This is a genomic window from Pseudomonas grimontii, assembly GCF_007858185.1.
GTDB classification, from domain to species: Bacteria; Pseudomonadota; Gammaproteobacteria; order Pseudomonadales; family Pseudomonadaceae; genus Aquipseudomonas; species Aquipseudomonas grimontii.
The window spans coordinates 576,588-596,929 of record NZ_VFES01000001.1; the positions used below are offsets into that span (position 1 = coordinate 576,588).

The following is a 20,342-nucleotide window of genomic DNA, read 5'->3' on the forward strand; positions in this document are numbered from 1 at the left end:
TGATCTTTGTGGAACAATACTGTCTACTTATACAGGTGTTGGCCGTCAGGCCTTATTGATTACGTGAGGACTTTAATGGACGACAACAAGAAGAAAGCCTTGGCTGCGGCCCTGGGTCAGATCGAACGTCAATTCGGCAAGGGTGCCGTAATGCGTATGGGCGATCACGACCGTCAGGCGATCCCGGCTATTTCCACTGGCTCTCTGGGGCTGGACATCGCGCTCGGCATTGGCGGCCTGCCAAAAGGCCGTATCGTTGAAATCTATGGCCCTGAATCTTCCGGTAAGACCACCCTGACCCTGTCGGTGATTGCCCAGGCGCAAAAAATGGGCGCCACGTGCGCGTTCGTCGACGCCGAGCACGCTCTGGATCCTGAATACGCCGGTAAGCTGGGCGTCAACGTTGACGACCTGCTGGTGTCCCAGCCGGACACCGGTGAGCAAGCCCTGGAAATCACCGACATGCTGGTGCGCTCCAACGCCATCGACGTGATCGTGGTCGACTCCGTGGCAGCCCTGGTACCCAAGGCTGAGATCGAAGGCGAAATGGGCGACATGCACGTGGGCCTGCAAGCCCGCCTGATGTCCCAGGCGCTGCGTAAGATCACCGGTAACATCAAGAACGCCAACTGCCTGGTGATCTTCATCAACCAGATCCGTATGAAAATCGGCGTGATGTTCGGCAGCCCGGAAACCACTACCGGTGGTAACGCGCTGAAGTTCTACGCTTCGGTCCGTCTGGATATCCGCCGTACCGGCGCGGTGAAAGAAGGTGACGAGGTTGTTGGTAGCGAAACCCGCGTCAAGGTCGTGAAGAACAAAGTGGCTCCGCCTTTCCGTCAGGCTGAATTCCAGATTCTCTACGGCAAGGGTATCTACCTGAACGGCGAGATGATCGACCTGGGTGTGCTGCACGGCTTCGTCGAGAAGTCCGGTGCCTGGTATGCGTACAACGGCAGCAAGATCGGTCAGGGCAAGGCCAACTCGGCCAAGTTCCTGGCGGACAACCCGGATATCGCTGCCACGCTTGAGAAGCAGATTCGCGACAAGCTGCTGACCCCGGCGCCAGACGTGAAAGCTGCCGCCAACCGTGAGCCTGTTGAAGAAGTAGAAGAAGCCGACACTGACATCTGAAGCAAACGATGACTGTTGTACTGGATACACTCGTCGCCGTTCGGCGCACCGCAATGGACCTGCTCGCTCGCCGCGAGCATGGTCGAGTCGAGCTGACGCGTAAACTGCGTCAGCGCGGCGCGGAACCCGAGATGATCGAAACTGCCCTTGACCGTTTGACGGAAGAAGGGCTGCTTTCGGAATCCCGTTACCTCGAAAGTTTTGTCTCCTACCGAGCCCGTTCCGGCTACGGCCCTGCGCGTATTCGTGAAGAGCTGAGCCAGCGCGGTTTGCAGCGTGCCGATATAGACCTCGCCCTACGTGAGTGCGGTATCAGTTGGCAGTCGCAACTGGAGGACACCTGGCGCCGCAAGTTTGCCGGTCACCTTCCCATTGATGCCAGGGAACGTGCGAAGCAGGGGCGTTTCTTGAGTTATCGCGGTTTTTCGATGGAGATGATCAGCCGCTTACTCAGTGGCCGAGACATGGATGACTGAGCACCTTGTTGTGCCGTGAACGGCCTTGTGAGTGGTGAATGGGCTTGTTGTGTTGTGAATTGGCTTGTTGTGGCGAGCGGGCTTGCCCCGCGCTGGGCTGCGAAGCAGCCCCAATTGCCTCACCCTGGCCCCCCCTGAAACACCAAAACTGAAGCACCCAAAAAAGGCCCGCTATGAAAATAGCGGGCCTTTTTGCGTTTCTGGATTCTGTGTTTCTGGCTTTCACGCCGGCTGCGGCGCTACCCGCTGTTGCGTCTTCCCCTGAGCCTGCGCCCAGTTCTCCGGCAAGTTGATGTAATCCACCAGCTCCCGCAACCGGCCCTGATCGCGGCCATTGAAGTTGAACACCAGCCGCGTCAAATGGCTGAACGTCGGTTCATCATGCTCCTCACCCGTATAGGCGAGCTGCTGGAACTCCCCACTCAGCCGCAGGCTGGCAAATTCACTCTGCAAATGAGCCAGCGCTCGATCGCTGAGCGGGTGATTCATGCGCACCACAAACTCACGTTTCAACCAGCGCGTGGAATGAAAGTTGGCATAGAACTGATTGATCTCTTCCACTGCCTCTTCAGCGCTGTACACCAGGCGCACCAGCTTGAGGTCAGTGGGCAGGATGTAACGATGGGCTTCCAGCTGGCTGCGGATAAAGTCCAAGGCGCCCTGCCAGAAACCGCCACCCGGTGCATCCAGCAACACCACCGGCACCAGCGGACTTTTGCCGGTCTGGATCAGGGTCAATACTTCCAGGGCTTCATCCAGGGTGCCGAAACCACCTGGGCACAGCACCAGCGCATCGGCTTCCTTGACGAAGAACAGCTTGCGGGTAAAGAAGAAGTGGAAGGACAGCAGGTTCTCGGTGCCATCGATAGTCGGGTTGGCATGCTGTTCAAACGGCAGGGTAATGTTGAACCCCAGGCTGTGTTCCAGGCCTGCCCCTTCGTGAGCCGCCGCCATGATGCCGCCGCCGCCACCGGTGATTACCATTAGGTCCGAACGTGCCAGTGCTGCACCTACCTCGCGGGCCAGGGCGTACAGTGGGCTTTCCACTGGCGTGCGTGCCGAGCCGAACACGGTGACCTTGCGGCGCCCCTTGAACTGTTCGAGTACGCGGAAAGCGTGGTCCAGTTCGCGGATGGCTTGCAGGGTGATCTTGGCGTTCCAGCGGTTGCGGTCGTCCTGGGCCATGCGTAGCACGGTCAGGATCATGTCGCGATACAGGGGAATATTCGGGCTGTTGGGGGCTATCTGCTGGAGCTGAGCTTCAACCTGCTGGGTAAGGTCGGCGCCGTTTTCTTCAAAATGCCGGAGCAGGCGGTCATTCGGTTCGTAAGGCATTCAACTTCTCCTTCTTCACAGAGGCTGGGCCAACGGCGAGAGATTCGTCCGGGGGCCGCGACACTGCATGTGTCGCTGCATGCCCAAGGCATTGCACGTGTTCGCCAGGCGGCAAACGGGCTCTGTATGTTCCTTGTGATTTAAAAACCTTTGCATTGCAAGTCGCAGGAGGGCAACCCTCTTTTGCCCTGAAAATGTTACAGGACGGCGAGGAAGCCGTGGTGAACGGGCGGTTGGAATGACTTGATCATGGGCCGAAAAACCCTTGGCTGGCAACCGCTTATTGGTCACTCAGCAGGGAGTTTGGCTGCCTGCGGGAAAATGAAGCAGGGGGAGTGCGCGCTACTGGACAGCAGCGCGCGAAGGGCAAGCGAAGATTACTTTTTCTTCTTGGCGGCAGCCGGTGCCGGGCAATCCGCTTCCACGAACTTCACCGATGCCACAGGACGGTTGGTCTTGTTCTCAGTGATTTCGTAGCGCATCACTGCGCCCTTGGCCATCAGCTCGCGATAACCTTTGTTCAGGCATACGCTTTGCCCCAGCTGGAAATACACCGCCTTGGGGTTGGCGCGCATCTGTTCGGCACGGTCGGGCATGACGCTCAGGTGATCGATCAACTGCATGCCTTCAACGGTGTAGGCCACTTCCAGGGTTTTTTCGTCGATTTCCCGGGGCAGGTCCTTGTTGCTTTCAGTCGCGACGCTTTGCAGCTTCCGGTTCATTTGGGCCTCCAGCAGCGAGGCCGCCTGGGCGCCCACGGGCAGTACCAGCGCAAGTGCGATGGATGGGGCGGCAAGACGCAGCATGGAACGCAGCATGAAACTCTCCTGATTCGGTTACTGGTGCATAGACCAGCCACTGCGCTGTGCGTTCAGTGGCGCGCAATTATAGGTGACCCCTTGCCACTACAGCCAGGCGTATCGCTGGTAAACTGCGGCCACTTCAGCCTTCCACGAGTTTTCTCCGTGTCGATCTACCCTCCTGTACGGCGCATCCGATGAGCCACGCCGTCTCCCGCCTGCGTACCCAGCGCCTGGCACGCGCGATCAAGCCCTTCGTCAATCGAGGCTCCCGTGCCGAACGCTGCCCCGGCTGCCGGGTCATTCCCGAGTATTGCCTGTGCGCCTGGCGCCCCCAGGTCGCAGCCAGGTCCGCCATGTGCCTGCTGATGCACGATGTCGAACCGATGAAACCCAGCAACACTGGCTGGCTGATCGCCGACGTGATCGAAGACACCACGGCATTCGCCTGGTCGCGCACAGAAGTCGACCCGGATTTGCTCACCCTGCTCGCTGACCCGCAGTGGCAGCCCTACATCGTGTTCCCCGGCGAATTCGTGGCGCCCGAGCGTGTCGTCAGTGCCGTAACGGTGGCAGAAGGCAAGCGCCCGCTGTTCATCCTGCTGGATGGCACCTGGAGCGAAGCGCGCAAGATGTTTCGCAAGAGTCCCTATCTGGAGCATCTGCCGGTCTTGAGCCTGGCGCCTGAGCAGCTCTCGCGCTACAAACTGCGCCGCTCCAAGCGCGATGACCATTTCTGCACCGCCGAAGTCGCCGCGCTGTGCCTGGAGCTGGCCGATGACGTCGCTGCAAGCGAAGTGCTGGACGCCTACCTCGACGTATTCAGCACCCATTACCTGGCCGCCAAGTTCCAGTTGCCGCTGGACCCGACCGACAGCGTCCATATTCGTCTCGCACCCTATATACCTGGGCTATAACCAGACGACGTTTGCATGATGGCACCGTAAACCTGCACCCCGCTAAAATGCCCAGGGGCGTAGTGCTTGACCCCCCAGGCTGCGCTGGGCATGCTGAGCGCCGATTGGGGTGCAACCGTGAGTTTTCGACGTCGTTCCAAGTGCTTTTGACGTTGAACGTACCCTGTGGCGATGGCTGCCTGGCCGTCGCCTTGTGTATTGGTGAACCCCGAACCCATCGGGGCTGCCATAAAAAACAGGATCATTTAATCAATGGCCACATACGAAATCCTGATAGCCGATGACCACCCGCTGTTTCGCAGTGCGCTGCATCAGGCCGTGACCCTGGGCCTTGGCCCGGATGTGCGCCTGGTTGAAGTGGCCAGCATTGCCGAGCTGGAAGCCCGCCTTACCGAAAAATCCGATTGGGACCTGGTGCTGCTCGACCTGAACATGCCTGGCGCCTACGGCTTCTCGGGGCTGGTGCTCCTGCGTGGGCAATACCCGCAGATTCCCGTGGTGATGGTCTCTGCCCAGGAAGACGCTGACGTGGTGGTGCGTTCCAAGGAGTTTGGCGCCAGTGGCTTCATTCCAAAGTCCAGCGCGATGGAAGATATTCAGAAGGCCGTGCGCGCAGTGTTGGACGGTGATGTGTCCTGGCCGCCGCAAGCGTTTGAACACATCAACGTGTCCGACGAAGCCAAGGCCGCCCGTGATGGCTTGGCCAGCCTGACGCCCCAGCAGTTTCGCGTGCTGACCATGGTCTGCGAAGGTTTGCTGAACAAGCAGATTGCCTACGAGTTGAGTGTGTCGGAGGCGACCATCAAGGCTCATGTCACCGCGATCTTTCGCAAGCTGGGGGTGCGCACGCGGACCCAGGCGGCGCTGCTCTTGCAACAACTTGAGTCAATTTCGCAGCATTAAGTTGTTACCGATTCACGCTTTTTTGACTTTGCGTGATCTAGTTTCCCCACTTCTTTGGTTCAGTTGCCTACGTCTATGTCGCCTTTCAAGGGTCAAACCGGTCTCAAACGTATCTTTAATGCAGGGGGCTACTCGCTGGATGGCCTGCGCGCGGCTTTCACCGGTGAGGCGGCGTTCCGTCAACTGGTGCTGTTGAACGTCATTCTGATCCCGCTGAGCTTTTTCCTGCACGTCAGTCGTGTTGAGCGGGCGCTGCTGATTGCGGTGTGCCTGTTGGCCTTGATCGTCGAATTGCTCAATTCGGCGGTAGAAGCGGCGATCGACCGTATTTCCCTCGATCGCCATCCCTTGTCAAAAAACGCCAAGGACATGGGCAGCGCCGCGCAATTCGTGGCACTGACCATGATCACACTGGTGTGGGCAGTGATTCTGATCTAACGATCAGGCAATGCTCGGCAGCACGATCTCGTCGCTGCGCTGAACTCCGGCGGTGAAGGCGCGGCACAGCTCCAGGAACTCGCGCATCGCTGAGGTCTGGTATTTCTGTTTATGCCAAATGAAGTAGAACTGCCGGGCCAGGTCCAGGTCCGGGGTTTCTACCGGCACCAGGCTGCCACGGCGAAATGCATCGCGCAGCGCCAGCCGGGAAATACACCCAATCCCCAAACCCGATTCCACCGCTCGTTTGATCGCCTCGGTGTGCTCCAGCTCCAGGCGGATATTCAGCGCGCTGCGGTGATGGCGCATGGCTTGATCAAAGGTCAGGCGCGTGCCTGAGCCTTGTTCCCGCAGGATCCATGCCTCATGGGTCAACTCTTCCATGCTGGCCACGCCGCGCTTGGCCAGGTGGTGCTGAGGCGCGCAAAACACCACCAGCTCATCTTCCACCCAGGTTTGCACCTCTATATCGGGGTGGCTGCAGTCGCCTTCGATTAGACCCAGGTCAATTTCGTAGTGCGCAACTTGGTGCACGATATTGGCAGTGTTCTGCACATGCAGCTTCACCTGGCTTTCGGGGTGCTGCTGCATGAAGCTGCCGATCAGCAGGGTGGCCAGGTAATTGCCGATGGTCAGGGTAGCGCCGACCGCGAGGGAGCCGAAGCCGGACTTACCGTTGAGCAGGTCTTCGATCTCCTTGGCCTGGTCCAACAGTGCCACCGCTTGAGGCAACAGCTGATGGCCCAAGGCGTTGAGACTCAAGCGTTTGCCGGCGCGGTCGAATAATTGGCAGCTGGATTGGCGCTCCAGCTCGGTAATCGAAGTGCTGGCGGCGGATTGAGATAAGGCCAGAAGGCCAGCAGCGCGGGAGACGCTTTCCTGCTGGGCGACGGCGACGAAGACTTGCAGTTGACGGAGAGTAAATCGCATATCGATATAACCGATAACCCTTATCTTAATAATCCAGTTAACAGATATTGTCGCCGCCATTAGAATGCTGTGCAATTGCGCACTTCATCTTTGGCGCAGACCCATTTCCAGGAGTCCCCCGTACATGAGCAACATGAACCACGAGCGTGTCCTCAGTGTTCATCACTGGAACGACACTCTGTTCAGCTTCAAGTGCACCCGCGATCCGGGCCTGCGCTTCGAGAACGGTCAGTTCGTGATGATCGGCCTGCAACAGCCCAACGGCCGCCCGCTCATGCGCGCTTACTCCATTGCCAGCCCGAACTGGGAAGAGCATCTGGAGTTCTTCAGCATCAAGGTCCCGGATGGCCCGCTGACTTCCCAATTGCAGCACTTGAAGGAAGGCGACGAGATCATCATCAGCAAAAAACCGACAGGCACCCTGGTGCTTGACGATTTGAAGCCGGGCAAACACCTGTACCTGCTCAGCACCGGTACCGGCCTTGCTCCGTTCATGAGCGTGATCCAGGACCCGGAAACCTACGAGCGTTTCGAAAAAGTGATCCTGTGCCACGGCGTGCGTTACGTCAACGAAGTCGCCTACCGCGAATTCATTACCGAGCACCTGCCGCAGAACGAGTTCTTCGGCGAAGCCCTGCGTGAAAAGTTGATCTACTACCCGACAGTGACCCGCGAGCCGTTCGAAAACGAAGGCCGCCTGACCGACCTGATGCGCAGCGGCAAGCTGTTCCGCGACATCGGCCTGCCGCCGATCAACCCCGAGGACGACCGCGCCATGTTGTGCGGCAGCCCAAGCATGTTGGATGAGACCAGTGAAGTGCTGAACAGCTTCGGCCTGAAGGTTTCGCCACGCATGCGTGAACCGGGTGATTACTTGATCGAGCGCGCGTTCGTCGAGAAGTAAAGCAGTCAGGCCATGTGCTGACTGGGCAATAGAGAAGATCTAAATGTGGGAGGGGGCTTGCCCCCGATGGCGGTGTTTCAGTCAACTTGCATGTCGACTGACCCACTGCCATCGGGGGCAAGCCCCCTCCCACATTTGGTTTCCGGTTTATGCAGCTGGAACCACTTCCAGCACACAAATCATTCCAGCCTCAGGATAGTGCCAGCGCACATCCACATCCCAGAACTGTGCCCCGTATTCGCGCTCGGGCCCTGGCGTCTGGTATGCCGGCCGTGGATCCTGGGCCAGACACTGATCGATCAACTCCACCAACGGCTCCCCAAGGCGCTGTGCGTGGCCTTGTGCCTGCTGCAACGCCGTCTTCAGCCACTGCACGGGAATCAGCTGCGGCGCACCACTGGCGATGCTGTTGGTGGCGGTGTCGATGATGTCGGCGTAGGGCACATACGGCTTGATGTCCAACACCGGTGTGCCATCGAGCAAATCGATCCCGGAAATCCACAGCCGGCCTGGCTCCACCTTGTCCAGCTTGACCACGGACTGGCCAATCCCGTTGGGCCGATGCGTCGCGCGGGTCGCAAACACGCCCATGGACGTGTTGCCGCCCAGGCGTGGTGGGCGCACTTTCAGGCGGGGCTTGTCTTCCAGGGCCTGGTGGAACAGAAACAACAGCCACACGTGGCTGACCTGCTCCAGGCCCTGTACCGCCTCGCCCTGATCGAACGGTGCCACCAACTCCAGCACGCCCCGCGCGGCGGGCGCCAGTTGCGGTTGGCGCGGGATGGCGAACTTTTCCTTGAAGCAGGAGCGTACGAAGCCGACGGGCGAGACCTGGTAGGCCATTACTGGAGCCTCAAGTTGCAAGCCGCAAGCCACAAGCTTTTAACTTGCAGCTTGAAGCTTATGGCTGTTCTTAAGCTCTGACGCGCAGCGTCAGGCCTTTGAGGAAGTTGCGCAGCAACTGGTCGCCACAGGTGCGGTAGTTGGTGTGGCCGAACTTGCGGAACAGCGCGCTCAGCTCAGGCTTGGACACCGGGAATTCGGCCGCCTTGAGGATGGCGTGCATGTCGTCTTCCTTCAGTTCGAAGGCCACGCGCAGCTTCTTGAGGATGATGTTGTTGGTCACCGGGGTTTCGATCGGTTGCGGCGGACGGCTTTCGTCCTTGCCGCGCTTGAAAATCACCAGGCCGTCGAGGAAGTGGGCCATGACGTCATCCGGGCAGAACACAAAACCTTCTTCCTCATCTTTCTTGAGATAAGTCAGCAGGTCTTCCTTGGTCACGTCCATGCCGCCGAGCTTGATAAGCTCGACCATCTTGTTGTCGCTGATGTCGAGCATGTAGCGCACGCTGCGCAGTACGTCGTTGTGAATCATGGTGGGCAATCCTGGTTTTCAACGGTGGGCGCCGCCGGGTGGGGCGGAGCCTGGAAAGGGGAGGCGGCTTAGAACTTCTCTTTGCCGGACAGGTAACGCCATTGGCCGACCGGCACTTTGCCGATGGACACGCCGCCGATGCGAATGCGGCGGATGGCAACGACTTTCAGGCCAACGGCTTCGCAGAACAGGGCGATCACGCCCGGTTGCGGATTTTTCATCGCAAAGCGCAGGCGATTTTCGTTCTGCCAGCTGGCTTTTACGGCTGGCAGCTCTTTGCCTTTGTAGGTCAGGCCGTGGTTCAGGCGGTTGAGGCCGTGGGCAACCATGTCGCCTTCAACCTCTACCACGTATTCCTGCTCGATCTTGGCGGCATCGGCGGTCAACTTGCGCAGAATCTTCCAGTCCTGTGTAAACACCAACAGGCCGCTGGCCTTGGCTTGCAGGTCGGCGCTGGCGGTCAGGCGCAGGAAATGGCCCTTGAGCGGACGCTTGCTGAAGCGGTGTTCTTCGGAGAGGGTTTCGGCGCTGATCGAGGCCATTGCCGTCTCTGCATCTACACCAACCGGGGCGTGGAACAGGATGGTCACCGGCTCTGGCGCGGTGGCCTTGGCCTCTGGGTCCAGTTCGACCTTCTGGGTGGTGATCTTGAATTGCGGCTCGTCGATCACTTCACCGTCCACCGAGACCCAGCCGCCTTCGATAAACAGCTCAGCCTCCCGACGGGAGCAACCGACCAGTTCGATAAGGCGTTTGGAGAGGCGTATGGGGTCAGTCATGACAAGGGCCGTAACAAAAGGGGGCGGCTATTGTACCTGTGTGGGCGCGGTTAATCCCGGCCCCATTTCATTTAGCCTTGGCGGGCGTTTTGTTGTTGCTGGCGCAAGCGCAGGTGCAGCAACGGATAAGGCTGCCCGAGGCCGTCATGTTCGGTGCGTCCGACCACTTCGAAACCCTGCCTGAAATAGAACCCCAGGGCCTGGGGATTCTGCTCGTTAACGTCCAGTTCGTCAGCGTTCATGCTTTCGATTGCATAGCGCAGTAACTGCCGGCCGAGTCCCTGGCCGCGGTGCTGCGGGTCGATAAACAGCATCTCCACTTTACCGCACGCCACCCCGGCAAACCCGGTAATGCGTTGGCGCGAGTCACGGGTGCAGATCAGCATCACCGAATCCAGGTAGCGGGTCAGCACCAGGTTTTTCAGCAATACGATGTAACTGTCCGGCAAAAAGTCATGGGTGGCCCGCACCGAGTCCTCCCAGATGCGCGCCAACTCGGCGTAGTCGCTGGTTTTAGGTGTGTGGATAACCGAATGCTGGCGCATGCCCGCTGCCCCTTGCCATGATGGGTGCTGATGGGCAAAACAATAGACCTAAAAAAGCCCCGCATCTTGTCCAGAGGCAGGGCTTTTCAAGTTTTTTTGATCAGTCGCGCTTTTCCGCCCACAGATCGTATTCATCAGCGTCGGTCACGGTGCACCAGACCTTGTCACCCGGCTTCAAGCCGCTGGCATCGTCGATAAACACGTTACCGTCGATTTCCGGTGCATCGAAGAAGCAACGGCCGACTGCGCCTTGCTCGTCGACTTCGTCGATCAGCACTTCGATTTCCTTGCCGATACGCAGTTGCAGGCGCGCCGAGCTGATTGCCTGTTGGTGCGCCATGAAGCGCTCCCAACGGTCCTGCTTGACGTCATCCGGGACCACGGCCAAGTCCAGCAGGTTGGCCGGGGCACCTTCCACTGGCGAGTACTGGAAGCAGCCCACACGGTCCAGTTGCGCTTCGGTCAGCCAGTCCAGCAGGTACTGGAAGTCTTCTTCGGTTTCGCCGGGGAAGCCGACGATAAAGGTCGAACGGATGATCAGCTCGGGGCAGATCTCGCGCCAGTTCTTGATACGCGCCAGGGTCTTGTCTTCGAAGGCCGGGCGTTTCATCGCCTTCAGCACTTTCGGGCTGGCGTGCTGGAACGGGATGTCCAGGTACGGCAGGATCTTGCCGGCGGCCATCAACGGGATCAGCTCGTCCACGTGCGGGTACGGGTAGACGTAGTGCAGGCGCACCCACACGCCCAGGCTGCTGAGGGCTTCGCAGAGTTCGGTCATGCGGGTTTTCACCGGCGCGCCGTTCCAGAAGCCGGTGCGGTATTTCACGTCGACGCCGTAGGCGCTGGTGTCCTGGGAGATCACCAGCAGCTCTTTGACGCCGGATTTGACCAGGCGCTGGGCCTCGTCGAGTACATCACCCACCGGACGGCTGACCAGCTTGCCGCGCATCGACGGGATGATGCAGAAGCTGCAGCTGTGGTTGCAGCCTTCGGAAATCTTCAGGTACGCATAGTGGCGCGGGGTCAGCTTGATGCCTTGCGGCGGCACCAGGTCGATCAGCGGGTTGTGATCCTGGCGCGGCGGCACCACCTGGTGCACGGCATTGACCACCTGCTCGTACTGCTGCGGGCCGGTCACGGCCAGCACGCTTGGGTGCACGTTGCGGATATTGCCTTCTTCCACACCCATGCAGCCGGTCACGATGACCTTGCCGTTTTCCTTGATCGCTTCGCCGATCACTTCCAGGGACTCTGCCTTGGCCGAGTCGATGAAGCCGCAGGTGTTGACCACCACCACATCGGCGTCCTGGTAAGTGGACACAACGTCATAGCCTTCCATACGCAGTTGCGTGAGGATGCGCTCGGAATCGACGAGAGCCTTCGGGCAACCCAGGGAAACAAAGCCAACCTTGGGGTTGGCTTTTGCGATGGTGGTGGACATGTCTAACCTCGGTATTGAATGACGCCGCCAGTCAGGCACGACAGGGCTGCGGACGGGCGCTTGGTGCGCCTCTGATCAAAAAGTGCGCAATTCTAGCGACGGGCAACGCACTTGACCAGCTTTATGCGGGGAAATGCGACGAGTGCTTTGCTGGCCAATTCACAAAGCCCTTGCCACGATCTTAAGCCCGTAGGTCTTGCTCTGTACGGTGCGATACAACTTTAGACATGCCCACACCTAACGCCTGAAGCACTTTCAGCAGGGTTGAAAGCTTCGGGTCGCCGCCGACAGCGATGGATCTGTAGAGATTAGCTCTATTGAGCCCGGTGCTCTGCGACAAGCTGAGCATGCCGCCACGCGCTTCTGCCACTCTACGGATAGCGACAAGGAAGGCGTCCTCTCCCCCTGCTTCATCGATTTCCTCAAGCGCGACAGATAGATAGTCGAGGGCAAATGCTTCGTCGTCTCGAAGCATTTCAAGAACGCTGTCTTCATGAGGGCGGGTACGAATGGTCATTTTTGCTGATCCTTGTAAGATTTCCATAGCGCCTTTGCCTGATCGATGTCGTTCTGCTGTCTGGCTTTTGAACCACCGCCCAACAGGAAAACAATGTTCCTATCCTTAATCGCGTAATACACGCGAAACCCAGGTCCGAAGTCGAGTTTCATCTCAAAGACCCCATCACCCACCGGCTCGGTAACGCCAAAGTGACCAAGGGACGCTCGGTCCACTCTGGTGGTGATTCTTGCTTTTGAACGCGTGTCTAGCCAGGCTTGGTAGATGTCCACGCCGTTGACTGACAATACGTGTTTCACTTCCTACATGAGAAATGTACCTTAAAAGAGACATGGAGGCGATTGAGTTTGTATATCGACTGGACACGCCATGCAGGGCGCGACTTTATTGATCAGGTAAGTTGGCCTGTGCGTTTGCGCTTACACCGGCAAGGCAGCACGACTGAGCTGGGCCCGAATATACGGTTGGCCGTACGTGTGATCAATGCAGGCAAAAAGGCTCCAAAATGCTGTGACCTCTCCATTAATGAATGCAGTAAATGAGACCCGAATCACTTGAGCAGGGAAATACGCCGAGTGCTGCGCTATGCTTCGCGCCGTTGCGCATGGGTAAAACCCTTGGGTCAATAAAACGTCTGTTACGAGAAGTAAAACAGCGCATGCTAGGGTCAGCTTAGGCGCGTTGTTTATAAGAGACCTCAGGTCAAAGGGCAGGAGTGGTTGATGGGTCAGGCAAGTAGTCAGGCAGCAGGTGCCGAGCATTCAAATGCAAAGCCGATTGGCATGCTGGTGGCAGCGGTCGGGGTGGTTTACGGCGATATCGGGACCAGCCCGCTCTACACCCTCAAAGAGGTGTTCAACGGTGGTTATGGGGTGCAGGTCAACCATGACGGCGTACTGGGGATCCTGGCGCTGATCTTCTGGTCGTTGATCTGGGTGGTGTCGATCAAGTACATGCTGTTTGTGCTGCGCGCCGACAACCAAGGCGAAGGCGGCATCATGGCCCTGACTGCGTTGGCGCGCCGGGCGGCGGGGGAGCGTAAGAAGTTACGCAGTTTCCTCGTGGTGTGCGGCCTGTGCGGCGCGGCGCTGTTCTATGGCGACAGCATGATCACCCCGGCGATTTCCGTGTTGTCCGCCATTGAAGGCCTGGAACTGGCGTTCGACGGCCTGGAAAAATGGGTGGTGCCGATCGCTTTGGTGGTGCTGGTGGCGCTGTTCCTGATCCAGAAGCACGGCACCGACCGCATCGGCAAGCTGTTCGGGCCGGTGATGGTGACCTGGTTCCTGGTGCTCGGTGGCCTCGGCGTGTATGGCATTACCCTGCACCCTGAAGTGCTCCATGCCCTGAACCCGATGTGGGGCGTGCGTTTCTTCGAGGCCCACCCTGGCATTGGCGTGGCGATCCTCGGCGCGGTCGTGCTGGCGTTGACCGGTGCCGAGGCGCTGTACGCCGACATGGGCCACTTTGGCCGCAAACCCATTGCCCGCGCCTGGTTCATCCTGGTGTTGCCGGCGCTGGTGCTCAACTATTTTGGCCAGGGCGCCATGCTGCTGGGCGACCCGGAAGCCGCGCGCAACCCGTTCTACCTGCTGGCGCCGAGTTGGGCGTTGATCCCGCTGGTGGTGTTGTCCACCCTGGCCACGGTGATTGCGTCCCAGGCGGTGATTTCCGGTGCGTTCTCGTTGACGCGCCAGGCGATCCAGCTGGGTTATATCCCGCGCATGCATATCCAGCACACCTCAAGCGCCGAACAGGGTCAGATCTATATCGGTGCGGTGAACTGGTCGCTGATGGTCGGCGTGATCCTGCTGGTGCTGGGCTTCGAGTCCTCCAACGCACTGGCGTCGGCCTACGGCGTGGCCGTGACGGGAACCATGCTGATGACCACAATCCTGGTGTCGGCAGTCATGCTGTTGCTGTGGAAATGGCCACCCATCCTGGCTGTGCCAGTCCTGGTCTGCTGTCTGTTGGTCGACGGCCTGTACTTCGCGGCCAACGTGCCGAAGATCATCCAGGGCGGCGCCTTCCCGGTGATCGCGGGGATTGTGCTGTTCGTGCTGATGACTACCTGGAAGCGCGGCAAGCAATTGCTGGTGGACCGCCTCGACGAAGGTGGCCTGCCGTTGCCGATCTTCATCAGCAGCATCCGCGTGCAGCCGCCGCATCGCGTGCAGGGCACGGCGGTGTTCCTCACCGCGCGCCCGGACGCCGTGCCCCATGCGCTGTTGCACAACCTGCTGCATAACCAGGTGCTGCATGAACAGGTGGTGTTGCTGACGGTGGTCTACGAAGACATCCCGCGTGTCCCGGCCTCACGGCGCTTCGAGGTGGATTCCTACGGCGAAGGGTTCTTCCGCGTGATCCTGCACTTCGGCTTTACCGATGAGCCGGACGTGCCCGAAGCCTTGAAGCTGTGCCATTTGGAAGGCCTGGATTTCAGTCCGATGCGGACCACGTACTTCCTCAGCCGTGAAACAGTCATCGCCTCCCGCATCAAGGGCATGGCGCGTTGGCGCGAAGCGTTGTTTGCCTTCATGCTCAAGAACGCCAACGGCAACCTGCGGTTCTTCAAGCTTCCGGTCAACCGGGTGATCGAGCTGGGCACCCAGGTCGAAATGTAAGCCTCTGCGGTACGGGAGCCGGCAATCGGCTCCCGCTTTGCGTCTGAACCCTGTGCAATCCACTGTTGTCGACTAGGCTCTAAGCACTGTTGTGTAGGAGCGGGGGGGACGCCTAGTCCTTGCCCGCAAAAAACGTCACGGTAACGCGTTAATCTTGGATAAGCGCGGCGCCTATGAAGCCTTCGCGAGCAAGCTCGCTCCTACAAAAGTGCCCAAAAGCCAAGAAGAGGTGCGCCATGAGTCAGCTGCTCGAACCCTATACCCTGCGCCAATTGACCCTGCTCAACCGCATCGCCGTGTCGCCGATGTGCCAGTACTCAAGTGTCGATGGCTTGGCCAACGACTGGCACCTGGTCCACCTCGGCAGCCGTGCGGTTGGTGGCGCCGGGCTGATATTCACCGAAGCCACCGCCGTGACCGCCGATGGCCGCATCACGGCCGAAGACCTGGGCCTGTGGAACGACGAGCAGATCGCTCCCCTGCAACGCATCACGCGCTTTATCGCCGCCCAGGGCGCAGTGGCGGGCATCCAATTGGCCCATGCCGGGCGCAAGGCCAGCACCCACCGGCCATGGATCGGCAAGCACGGCAGCGTCAAGCCGCAAGACGGTGGCTGGGTGCCGGTGGGGCCGTCGCCGATTGCCTTTGACCCGCAACACACGCCGCCCAAGCCATTGGATGAGGCGCAGATCCAGCAGGTGATCGCCGACTTTGTCGCCGCTGCCAGGCGAGCCCTGACCGCCGGGTTTGAAGTGGTGGAAATCCACGCCGCGCATGGTTACCTGCTGCATCAATTCCTCTCGCCCATCAGCAACCAGCGTCAGGACCAGTACGGCGGCTCCTTCGAGAACCGTATCCGCCTGGTTCTGCAAGTGACCGAAGCGGTGCGCGAAGTCTGGCCCCAGGAGCTGCCGCTGTTCGTGCGGGTGTCGGCCACCGATTGGGTGGAAGACGGCTGGAACCCCGATGAAACCGTAGAACTGGCGCGCCGTCTCAAAGACCTGGGCGTGGACCTGATCGACGTGTCCTCCGGTGGCACTGCCGCCAACGCCGAAATCCCTACCGGCCCCGGTTACCAGACGCGCTTCGCCGAGCGTGTACGCAAGGAGTCGGGCATCGCCACCGGCACCGTCGGCATGATCACCGAACCGGCCCAGGCCGAGCACATCCTGCGTACCTGCCAGGCCGACATCATCTTCCTGGCCCGTGAACTGCTGCGTGATCCCTACTGGCCGTTGCATGCCGATGATGATCTGGGCGGACGCAAGGCCATTTGGCCGGCTCAGTACCAACGGGCGACCCATCGGGACCAACCGATTCATGAGTCTGACTTGAAGGATTGATCCTGCACCAGCGCCATCGAAACCCACCTTGAGCCGGTGGGTTTTTTTTGCCTGCTGTGGGATGGGGTTGTAGGTATTTGTTACCGAAGTGATTTTTTAAGTGAATGCTCTAAAAAAATCCCACACGTAACGAGATTGTTTCTACGCTTAGGATAGGACTGATTTCTGGCCCAGGGAGTCAGTCTGTTTGTCCACGGGGGCATTGCGCTCCACGGGAAACGGTTTGTGGGCACAGGAGTCTTTGATCGATATCAGGAGTAACAGTCCATGGCCAAGTCCTATGGTGTAGCGGGTGCGGTGGCGTCTTTTTTCAGCCGCAGGGTGTCATTGCGTGGTCGCAGGTTGAGTTCGGACGAAGCCGAGTTACTGGCGCAGTATCGCGCCCTGACCGAAAGCGATCAGGTGGCGATGCGGTATCTGATTGGGGCGATGAAGAGTGTGTCGCGGTTTTGATGCCGCACCGCCCCTGCCAGGTTGTCAGGTGTACTTACGCTGCTCCGGCGCGGGCGGGAAATACTGGTACAACCAGGTTTCACTCAAGGTGCGGTCCTGGGTGCGGATAAACAGCCGCAGTTCCACCGGCTCCACGCTGTCGCTGGTCGGGTACCAGTCGAACAGAATGCGGTAGCCCTTGATGTTGTCGAGCACCAGCACGCTGAAGTCTTTCACTTCGCCGTGGGAGCAGGTCACCACTGGCTCAATGCCGGTGCCGGCTGGCAGGCGGTCCAGGCCGCCGCCCTTGAAGTCCACGGCAAACCGACGCGCCCACACCGGCGGGTAGTGCTCGCCCGGTGCCCAACCTTCGGTAAAGCCACCCATGCCGGAACGGGTCGCGTCGACTTGTGCCAGCGGCGTGCTGACCGGGGGCAGGGCGCTCCAGTACAGCTTGTAGCCATAGTTGAGTGAATCGCCGGCCGCCACGGGCTTTTTCGGGGTCCAGAAGGCCACGATGTTGTCCAGGGTCTCGCCAGTGGTGGGAATTTCCAACAGGTCGATCGAGCCCTCGCCCCAGGCGGTGGTGGGTTCGACCCACAGGCTTGGGCGTTTGCTGTACCAGTCGACCGTGTCCTGGTAGCTGGCGAACTCATGGTCGGTCTGCACCAGGCCGAAACCTTTCGGGTCGGTGTCGGCGAACGCGTTGAACTGCAGCTTGGCCGGGTTATTCAACGGGCGGCAAATCCACTCGCCATTGCCACGCCACATCGCCAGGCGGTCCGAATCGTGGATCTGTGGGTGGATGGTGTCGCACATGCGGCGCTCGTGGGTGCCGCAACTGAACATGCTGGTCATGGCGGCGATGCCCAACTGTTCGATGGCGGTACGTGCATTGATGTTGGCGTCGATGGCCATCACCACTTGGTTGGCCTGGCAGTCGATATCGAAGCGATAAGCACCGGTGGCGCTCGGCGAGTCGAGCAGGGCGTAGACCACAAAGCGAGTCGCGTTCTTGTCCGGGGTCTCGAACCAGAACTGCGTGAAGTCGGGGAACTCTTCGCGTTTTTTCGCGTAGGTATCAATCGCCAGGCCACGTGCGGAAAGGCCGTACTGGCCGGTGGAATCCACCGCACGGAAGTAGCTGGCGCCGAGAAACGACAGCACGTCATGGCGATCCAGTTCCGGCGCCTTGAACAGCTTGAAGCCGGAGAAACCCAAGTCGCCGGTCAGCTGTTTGGTATCGACGGTGGTTTTTTCATAGTTGAACAGCGAAGGGCGGAAATGCACCTCACGGGCTTCACGGGTCTTGGGGTCGACGCTGTGCATGCGCACCGGCGTCTTGAAGCCCATGCCGACGTGGAAGAACTGCACGTCGAGTTGGCCGTTCAATTCTTTCCACAGCGAATGGTTGCCGTCGTAGCCGATGGCATTGAAATTCTGCGGAGTCATGGTCGCCAGGGTCGGCGGCAGCACCTGCTTGGTGTCTTTATACGCGGTCCCGGCGAGCTGTTTGGCCTGGGCCTTGAGCGTTTCAAAATCGAACGCCACGGCTTTGCCATCGGCGGCTCGGTTACCGGCCCAGGCCTGCGCGGCAAGCAGGCCGCTGGCCGACAAACCGGTATAAGCCGCAATGGCCATGGACGCTTTGAGTAAATTCCTGCGGTGCATAGAGACAACCTGTCGTGAGCAAATCCCGCGCCGTTCCTGGCACGTGCTGGATCAGAAATTACGGTTCGGACATGCCTTCGGCCAAACACAACGGACATTAAACAGACGCCGGATAGCTTAAGCGGTTCGATGGTGTAGGAAAATTGATTGATGGCTGGGTGATAGCGCTGCATATGAAACAAGACGTTTCCGGCTCTACAGGTGAACACGGTACTTGAACATTATGAAGATCAAATGTGTGCGGGCTTGCCTGCGATAGCGTGGGTACAGATAAATCGCTATCGCGAGCAGGCCCGTTGCCAAAAGCGTCAGTGCTTGAACATCACATGCCGAACCGTGGTGTAGTCCTCCAAGCCGTACATGGACATATCCTTGCCATACCCCGACAGTTTCTGACCACCGTGAGGCATTTCGCTGACGAGCATGAAATGGGTATTCACCCAGGTGCAGCCGTACTGCAGGCGCGCGGCCAGGCGGTGGGCGCGTCCTACGTCGGCGGTCCATACGGACGACGCCAACCCGTAGTCCGAATCATTGGCCCAGCCCAATACTTGCGCCTCATCGGTGAACTTGGTCACCGACACCACCGGCCCGAACACCTCGCGGCGCACGATCTCGTCATCCTGTTGCGCATCGGCCAGTACGGTTGGCTCAAAGAAGAAGCCATTGCCTTCCACCGCCTTGCCACCGGTGACCAGGCGGATATGCGGCTGCGCCACGGCGCGTTCGACAAACCCGGCGACACGGTCGCGGTGTTGCGCGGTGATCAATGGGCCCAGTTCGGTGGTCGGGTCATCCTGCAAACCGTACTTGATGCTGGCGACCGCTGCGCCGAGCTTCTCGACAAAGGCGTCGTAGATGTCCGCCTGGGCATAGATGCGGCACGCGGCAGTGCAGTCCTGACCCGCGTTGTAGAAGCCAAAGGTACGAATGCCTTCCACCGCCGCATCGATATCCGCGTCGTTGAAGATGATCACGGGTGCCTTGCCACCCAACTCCATGTGCATGCGCTTCACGCTGTCGGCGGTGCTGGAGATGATATTCGCGCCGGTGGCGATGGAGCCGGTCAACGACACCATGCGCACTTTCGGATGGCTCACCAGCGGGCTGCCCACGGTAGGCCCACGGCCGAACACCAGGTTGAGTACGCCGGCCGGGAAAATCTCCGACGCCAGCTCGACCATACGCAACGCGGTCAGCGGGGTTTGTTCCGACGGCTTGAGCACCACGGTATTACCCGCGGCCAGGGCCGGCGCAATTTTCCAGGCGACCATCATCAGCGGGTAGTTCCACGGTGCAATGGACGCGATCACGCCCACCGGGTCGCGCCGGATCATCGAGGTGTGGCCAGGCAGGTATTCACCACCGGCCGAACCGCTCATGCAGCGGCTGGCGCCGGCAAAGAAGCGGAACACGTCGGCAATCGCCGGGATCTCGTCGTTCAGCGCGGCGCTGTAGGGTTTGCCACAGTTGTCCGATTCCAGCTTGGCCAGCTCTTCGCCATGGGCTTCGATCACGTCGGCCAGTTTCAGCAGCAGCAGCGAGCGATCCTTGGGCGCGGTTTGCGACCAGCCTTCGAAGGCCGCATCGGCGGCGCGCACCGCGGCATCCACCTGGGCTTCGCTGGCTTCGTTGATTTCCACCAGCACGCGGCCGAGTGCGGGGTTGAACACCGCTTGCGCCGGGCCTTCGCCTTCGACCAGGTGGCCGTTGATCAAGAGTTTGGTTTGCATGGTTCAGTCCTCCAAAAAGCGATCGTTATGTCACTGAGTAAACCG

21 protein-coding genes are annotated in these 20,342 nt (G+C 59.6%); 9 read left to right on the top strand and 12 right to left on the bottom strand.

The annotated features are described in order from the left end of the window. Positions 1 to 75: 75 nt before the first annotated feature. Positions 76 to 1,134, top strand: a complete 1,059-nt coding sequence (gene recA / locus FIV39_RS02765; RefSeq protein WP_048720087.1) for a recombinase RecA — start codon at positions 76 to 78, stop codon at positions 1,132 to 1,134. A gap of 8 nt (positions 1,135 to 1,142) precedes the next feature. Beyond that, positions 1,143 to 1,610: a recombination regulator RecX gene (gene recX, locus FIV39_RS02770; protein ID WP_090408701.1), complete on the top strand. Its 468-nt coding sequence runs from the start codon at positions 1,143 to 1,145 to the stop codon at positions 1,608 to 1,610. A 222-nt stretch (positions 1,611 to 1,832) separates the two neighbouring features. On the opposite strand, the gene FIV39_RS02775 is transcribed toward recX, so the two are convergent. Together FIV39_RS02775 and FIV39_RS02780 are read right to left on the bottom strand one after the other, a co-directional pair. Further along, entirely contained in the window at positions 1,833 to 2,945 is a 1,113-nt protein-coding gene (locus FIV39_RS02775) for an LOG family protein (RefSeq protein ID WP_090408698.1), read from the bottom strand. Between the two features lie 377 nt (positions 2,946 to 3,322). Continuing rightward, positions 3,323 to 3,763 carry a PA3611 family quorum-sensing-regulated virulence factor gene (locus tag FIV39_RS02780; RefSeq protein WP_090408696.1) on the bottom strand — a complete coding sequence of 147 codons (441 nt, stop codon included), beginning with the start codon at positions 3,761 to 3,763 and terminating at the stop codon, positions 3,323 to 3,325. A 179-nt stretch (positions 3,764 to 3,942) separates the two neighbouring features. Here FIV39_RS02780 and FIV39_RS02785 point away from each other — a divergent pair, with 179 nt between their 5' ends. The 3 genes from FIV39_RS02785 (at position 3,943) to FIV39_RS02795 (ending at position 6,003) form a co-directional block, all read left to right on the top strand. Further along, entirely contained in the window at positions 3,943 to 4,662 is a 720-nt protein-coding gene (locus FIV39_RS02785) for a tRNA-uridine aminocarboxypropyltransferase (protein WP_090408693.1), read from the top strand. A 252-nt stretch (positions 4,663 to 4,914) separates the two neighbouring features. Beyond that, a complete protein-coding gene (gene erdR, locus FIV39_RS02790; RefSeq protein WP_090408687.1) occupies positions 4,915 to 5,565 on the top strand; it encodes a response regulator transcription factor ErdR in 651 nt (216 codons plus the stop codon). 75 nt (positions 5,566 to 5,640) lie between these two features. Further along, complete coding sequence (locus FIV39_RS02795) at positions 5,641 to 6,003, top strand: diacylglycerol kinase (protein ID WP_065938722.1); 363 nt, start codon at positions 5,641 to 5,643, stop codon at positions 6,001 to 6,003. Between the two features lie 3 nt (positions 6,004 to 6,006). Here the strand turns inward: FIV39_RS02795 and FIV39_RS02800 are convergent, their stop codons facing one another. Beyond that, complete coding sequence (locus FIV39_RS02800; RefSeq protein ID WP_167361133.1) at positions 6,007 to 6,933, bottom strand: LysR family transcriptional regulator; 927 nt, start codon at positions 6,931 to 6,933, stop codon at positions 6,007 to 6,009. Positions 6,934 to 7,057: 124 nt separating this feature from the next. On the opposite strand from FIV39_RS02800, the gene fpr reads away from it, so the two are divergent. Further along, positions 7,058 to 7,837 carry a ferredoxin-NADP reductase gene (fpr, locus tag FIV39_RS02805; RefSeq protein WP_024073760.1) on the top strand — a complete coding sequence of 260 codons (780 nt, stop codon included), beginning with the start codon at positions 7,058 to 7,060 and terminating at the stop codon, positions 7,835 to 7,837. A gap of 147 nt (positions 7,838 to 7,984) precedes the next feature. Here fpr and tsaA read toward each other — a convergent pair whose 3' ends face one another. The 7 genes from tsaA to FIV39_RS02840 form a co-directional block, all read right to left on the bottom strand. Further along, the gene (gene tsaA / locus FIV39_RS02810; RefSeq protein ID WP_090408681.1) at positions 7,985 to 8,680 is read right to left on the bottom strand and encodes a tRNA (N6-threonylcarbamoyladenosine(37)-N6)-methyltransferase TrmO; all 696 of its coding nucleotides are present in this window, start codon (positions 8,678 to 8,680) and stop codon (positions 7,985 to 7,987) included. A 70-nt stretch (positions 8,681 to 8,750) separates the two neighbouring features. Beyond that, a complete protein-coding gene (locus tag FIV39_RS02815; RefSeq protein ID WP_053137413.1) occupies positions 8,751 to 9,212 on the bottom strand; it encodes a YehS family protein in 462 nt (153 codons plus the stop codon). A gap of 68 nt (positions 9,213 to 9,280) precedes the next feature. Next, positions 9,281 to 9,991 carry an rRNA pseudouridine synthase gene (locus tag FIV39_RS02820; protein ID WP_027604539.1) on the bottom strand — a complete coding sequence of 237 codons (711 nt, stop codon included), beginning with the start codon at positions 9,989 to 9,991 and terminating at the stop codon, positions 9,281 to 9,283. A gap of 71 nt (positions 9,992 to 10,062) precedes the next feature. After that, positions 10,063 to 10,536 (bottom strand): GNAT family N-acetyltransferase, encoded by a 474-nt coding sequence (locus FIV39_RS02825; RefSeq protein ID WP_090408678.1) that lies wholly within the window; start codon positions 10,534 to 10,536, stop codon positions 10,063 to 10,065. Between the two features lie 100 nt (positions 10,537 to 10,636). Then, positions 10,637 to 11,977, bottom strand: a complete 1,341-nt coding sequence (gene rimO / locus FIV39_RS02830; RefSeq protein ID WP_046384502.1) for a 30S ribosomal protein S12 methylthiotransferase RimO — start codon at positions 11,975 to 11,977, stop codon at positions 10,637 to 10,639. A gap of 181 nt (positions 11,978 to 12,158) precedes the next feature. Then, positions 12,159 to 12,494: an addiction module antidote protein gene (locus tag FIV39_RS02835; protein ID WP_090408675.1), complete on the bottom strand. Its 336-nt coding sequence runs from the start codon at positions 12,492 to 12,494 to the stop codon at positions 12,159 to 12,161. Continuing rightward, positions 12,491 to 12,793 carry a type II toxin-antitoxin system RelE/ParE family toxin gene (locus tag FIV39_RS02840; RefSeq protein WP_244176414.1) on the bottom strand — a complete coding sequence of 101 codons (303 nt, stop codon included), beginning with the start codon at positions 12,791 to 12,793 and terminating at the stop codon, positions 12,491 to 12,493. The genes FIV39_RS02835 and FIV39_RS02840 overlap by 4 nt, the downstream gene beginning before the upstream one ends. A gap of 423 nt (positions 12,794 to 13,216) precedes the next feature. Here FIV39_RS02840 and FIV39_RS02845 point away from each other — a divergent pair, with 423 nt between their 5' ends. The 3 genes from FIV39_RS02845 to FIV39_RS02855 all read left to right on the top strand — a co-directional run bounded on the left by FIV39_RS02845 (position 13,217) and on the right by FIV39_RS02855 (position 16,914). Further along, complete coding sequence (locus FIV39_RS02845) at positions 13,217 to 15,118, top strand: potassium transporter Kup (RefSeq protein WP_090408671.1); 1,902 nt, start codon at positions 13,217 to 13,219, stop codon at positions 15,116 to 15,118. Positions 15,119 to 15,354: 236 nt separating this feature from the next. Further along, a complete protein-coding gene (locus FIV39_RS02850; RefSeq protein ID WP_090408668.1) occupies positions 15,355 to 16,461 on the top strand; it encodes an NADH:flavin oxidoreductase/NADH oxidase in 1,107 nt (368 codons plus the stop codon). Between the two features lie 267 nt (positions 16,462 to 16,728). Then, positions 16,729 to 16,914, top strand: a complete 186-nt coding sequence (locus FIV39_RS02855) for a hypothetical protein (RefSeq protein ID WP_090408665.1) — start codon at positions 16,729 to 16,731, stop codon at positions 16,912 to 16,914. A 24-nt stretch (positions 16,915 to 16,938) separates the two neighbouring features. On the opposite strand, the gene FIV39_RS02860 is transcribed toward FIV39_RS02855, so the two are convergent. Continuing rightward, a complete protein-coding gene (locus FIV39_RS02860; RefSeq protein ID WP_065926500.1) occupies positions 16,939 to 18,564 on the bottom strand; it encodes a glucan biosynthesis protein D in 1,626 nt (541 codons plus the stop codon). Positions 18,565 to 18,872: 308 nt separating this feature from the next. Then, positions 18,873 to 20,297, bottom strand: a complete 1,425-nt coding sequence (locus FIV39_RS02865; RefSeq protein ID WP_090408662.1) for a gamma-aminobutyraldehyde dehydrogenase — start codon at positions 20,295 to 20,297, stop codon at positions 18,873 to 18,875. Positions 20,298 to 20,342: the final 45 nt, after the last annotated feature.

Coding starts and splice junctions, on each gene's coding strand:
- recA (WP_048720087.1), top strand. CDS start 76: ATGGACGACAACAAGAAGAAAGCCTTGGCTGCGGCCCTGGGTCAGATC.
- recX (WP_090408701.1), top strand. CDS start 1,143: ATGACTGTTGTACTGGATACACTCGTCGCCGTTCGGCGCACCGCAATG.
- FIV39_RS02775 (WP_090408698.1), bottom strand. CDS start 2,945: ATGCCTTACGAACCGAATGACCGCCTGCTCCGGCATTTTGAAGAAAAC.
- FIV39_RS02780 (WP_090408696.1), bottom strand. CDS start 3,763: ATGCTGCGTTCCATGCTGCGTCTTGCCGCCCCATCCATCGCACTTGCG.
- FIV39_RS02785 (WP_090408693.1), top strand. CDS start 3,943: ATGAGCCACGCCGTCTCCCGCCTGCGTACCCAGCGCCTGGCACGCGCG.
- erdR (WP_090408687.1), top strand. CDS start 4,915: ATGGCCACATACGAAATCCTGATAGCCGATGACCACCCGCTGTTTCGC.
- FIV39_RS02795 (WP_065938722.1), top strand. CDS start 5,641: ATGTCGCCTTTCAAGGGTCAAACCGGTCTCAAACGTATCTTTAATGCA.
- FIV39_RS02800 (WP_167361133.1), bottom strand. CDS start 6,933: ATGCGATTTACTCTCCGTCAACTGCAAGTCTTCGTCGCCGTCGCCCAG.
- fpr (WP_024073760.1), top strand. CDS start 7,058: ATGAGCAACATGAACCACGAGCGTGTCCTCAGTGTTCATCACTGGAAC.
- tsaA (WP_090408681.1), bottom strand. CDS start 8,680: ATGGCCTACCAGGTCTCGCCCGTCGGCTTCGTACGCTCCTGCTTCAAG.
- FIV39_RS02815 (WP_053137413.1), bottom strand. CDS start 9,212: ATGATTCACAACGACGTACTGCGCAGCGTGCGCTACATGCTCGACATC.
- FIV39_RS02820 (WP_027604539.1), bottom strand. CDS start 9,991: ATGACTGACCCCATACGCCTCTCCAAACGCCTTATCGAACTGGTCGGT.
- FIV39_RS02825 (WP_090408678.1), bottom strand. CDS start 10,536: ATGCGCCAGCATTCGGTTATCCACACACCTAAAACCAGCGACTACGCC.
- rimO (WP_046384502.1), bottom strand. CDS start 11,977: ATGTCCACCACCATCGCAAAAGCCAACCCCAAGGTTGGCTTTGTTTCC.
- FIV39_RS02835 (WP_090408675.1), bottom strand. CDS start 12,494: ATGACCATTCGTACCCGCCCTCATGAAGACAGCGTTCTTGAAATGCTT.
- FIV39_RS02845 (WP_090408671.1), top strand. CDS start 13,217: ATGGGTCAGGCAAGTAGTCAGGCAGCAGGTGCCGAGCATTCAAATGCA.
- FIV39_RS02850 (WP_090408668.1), top strand. CDS start 15,355: ATGAGTCAGCTGCTCGAACCCTATACCCTGCGCCAATTGACCCTGCTC.
- FIV39_RS02855 (WP_090408665.1), top strand. CDS start 16,729: ATGGCCAAGTCCTATGGTGTAGCGGGTGCGGTGGCGTCTTTTTTCAGC.
- FIV39_RS02860 (WP_065926500.1), bottom strand. CDS start 18,564: ATGCACCGCAGGAATTTACTCAAAGCGTCCATGGCCATTGCGGCTTAT.
- FIV39_RS02865 (WP_090408662.1), bottom strand. CDS start 20,297: ATGCAAACCAAACTCTTGATCAACGGCCACCTGGTCGAAGGCGAAGGC.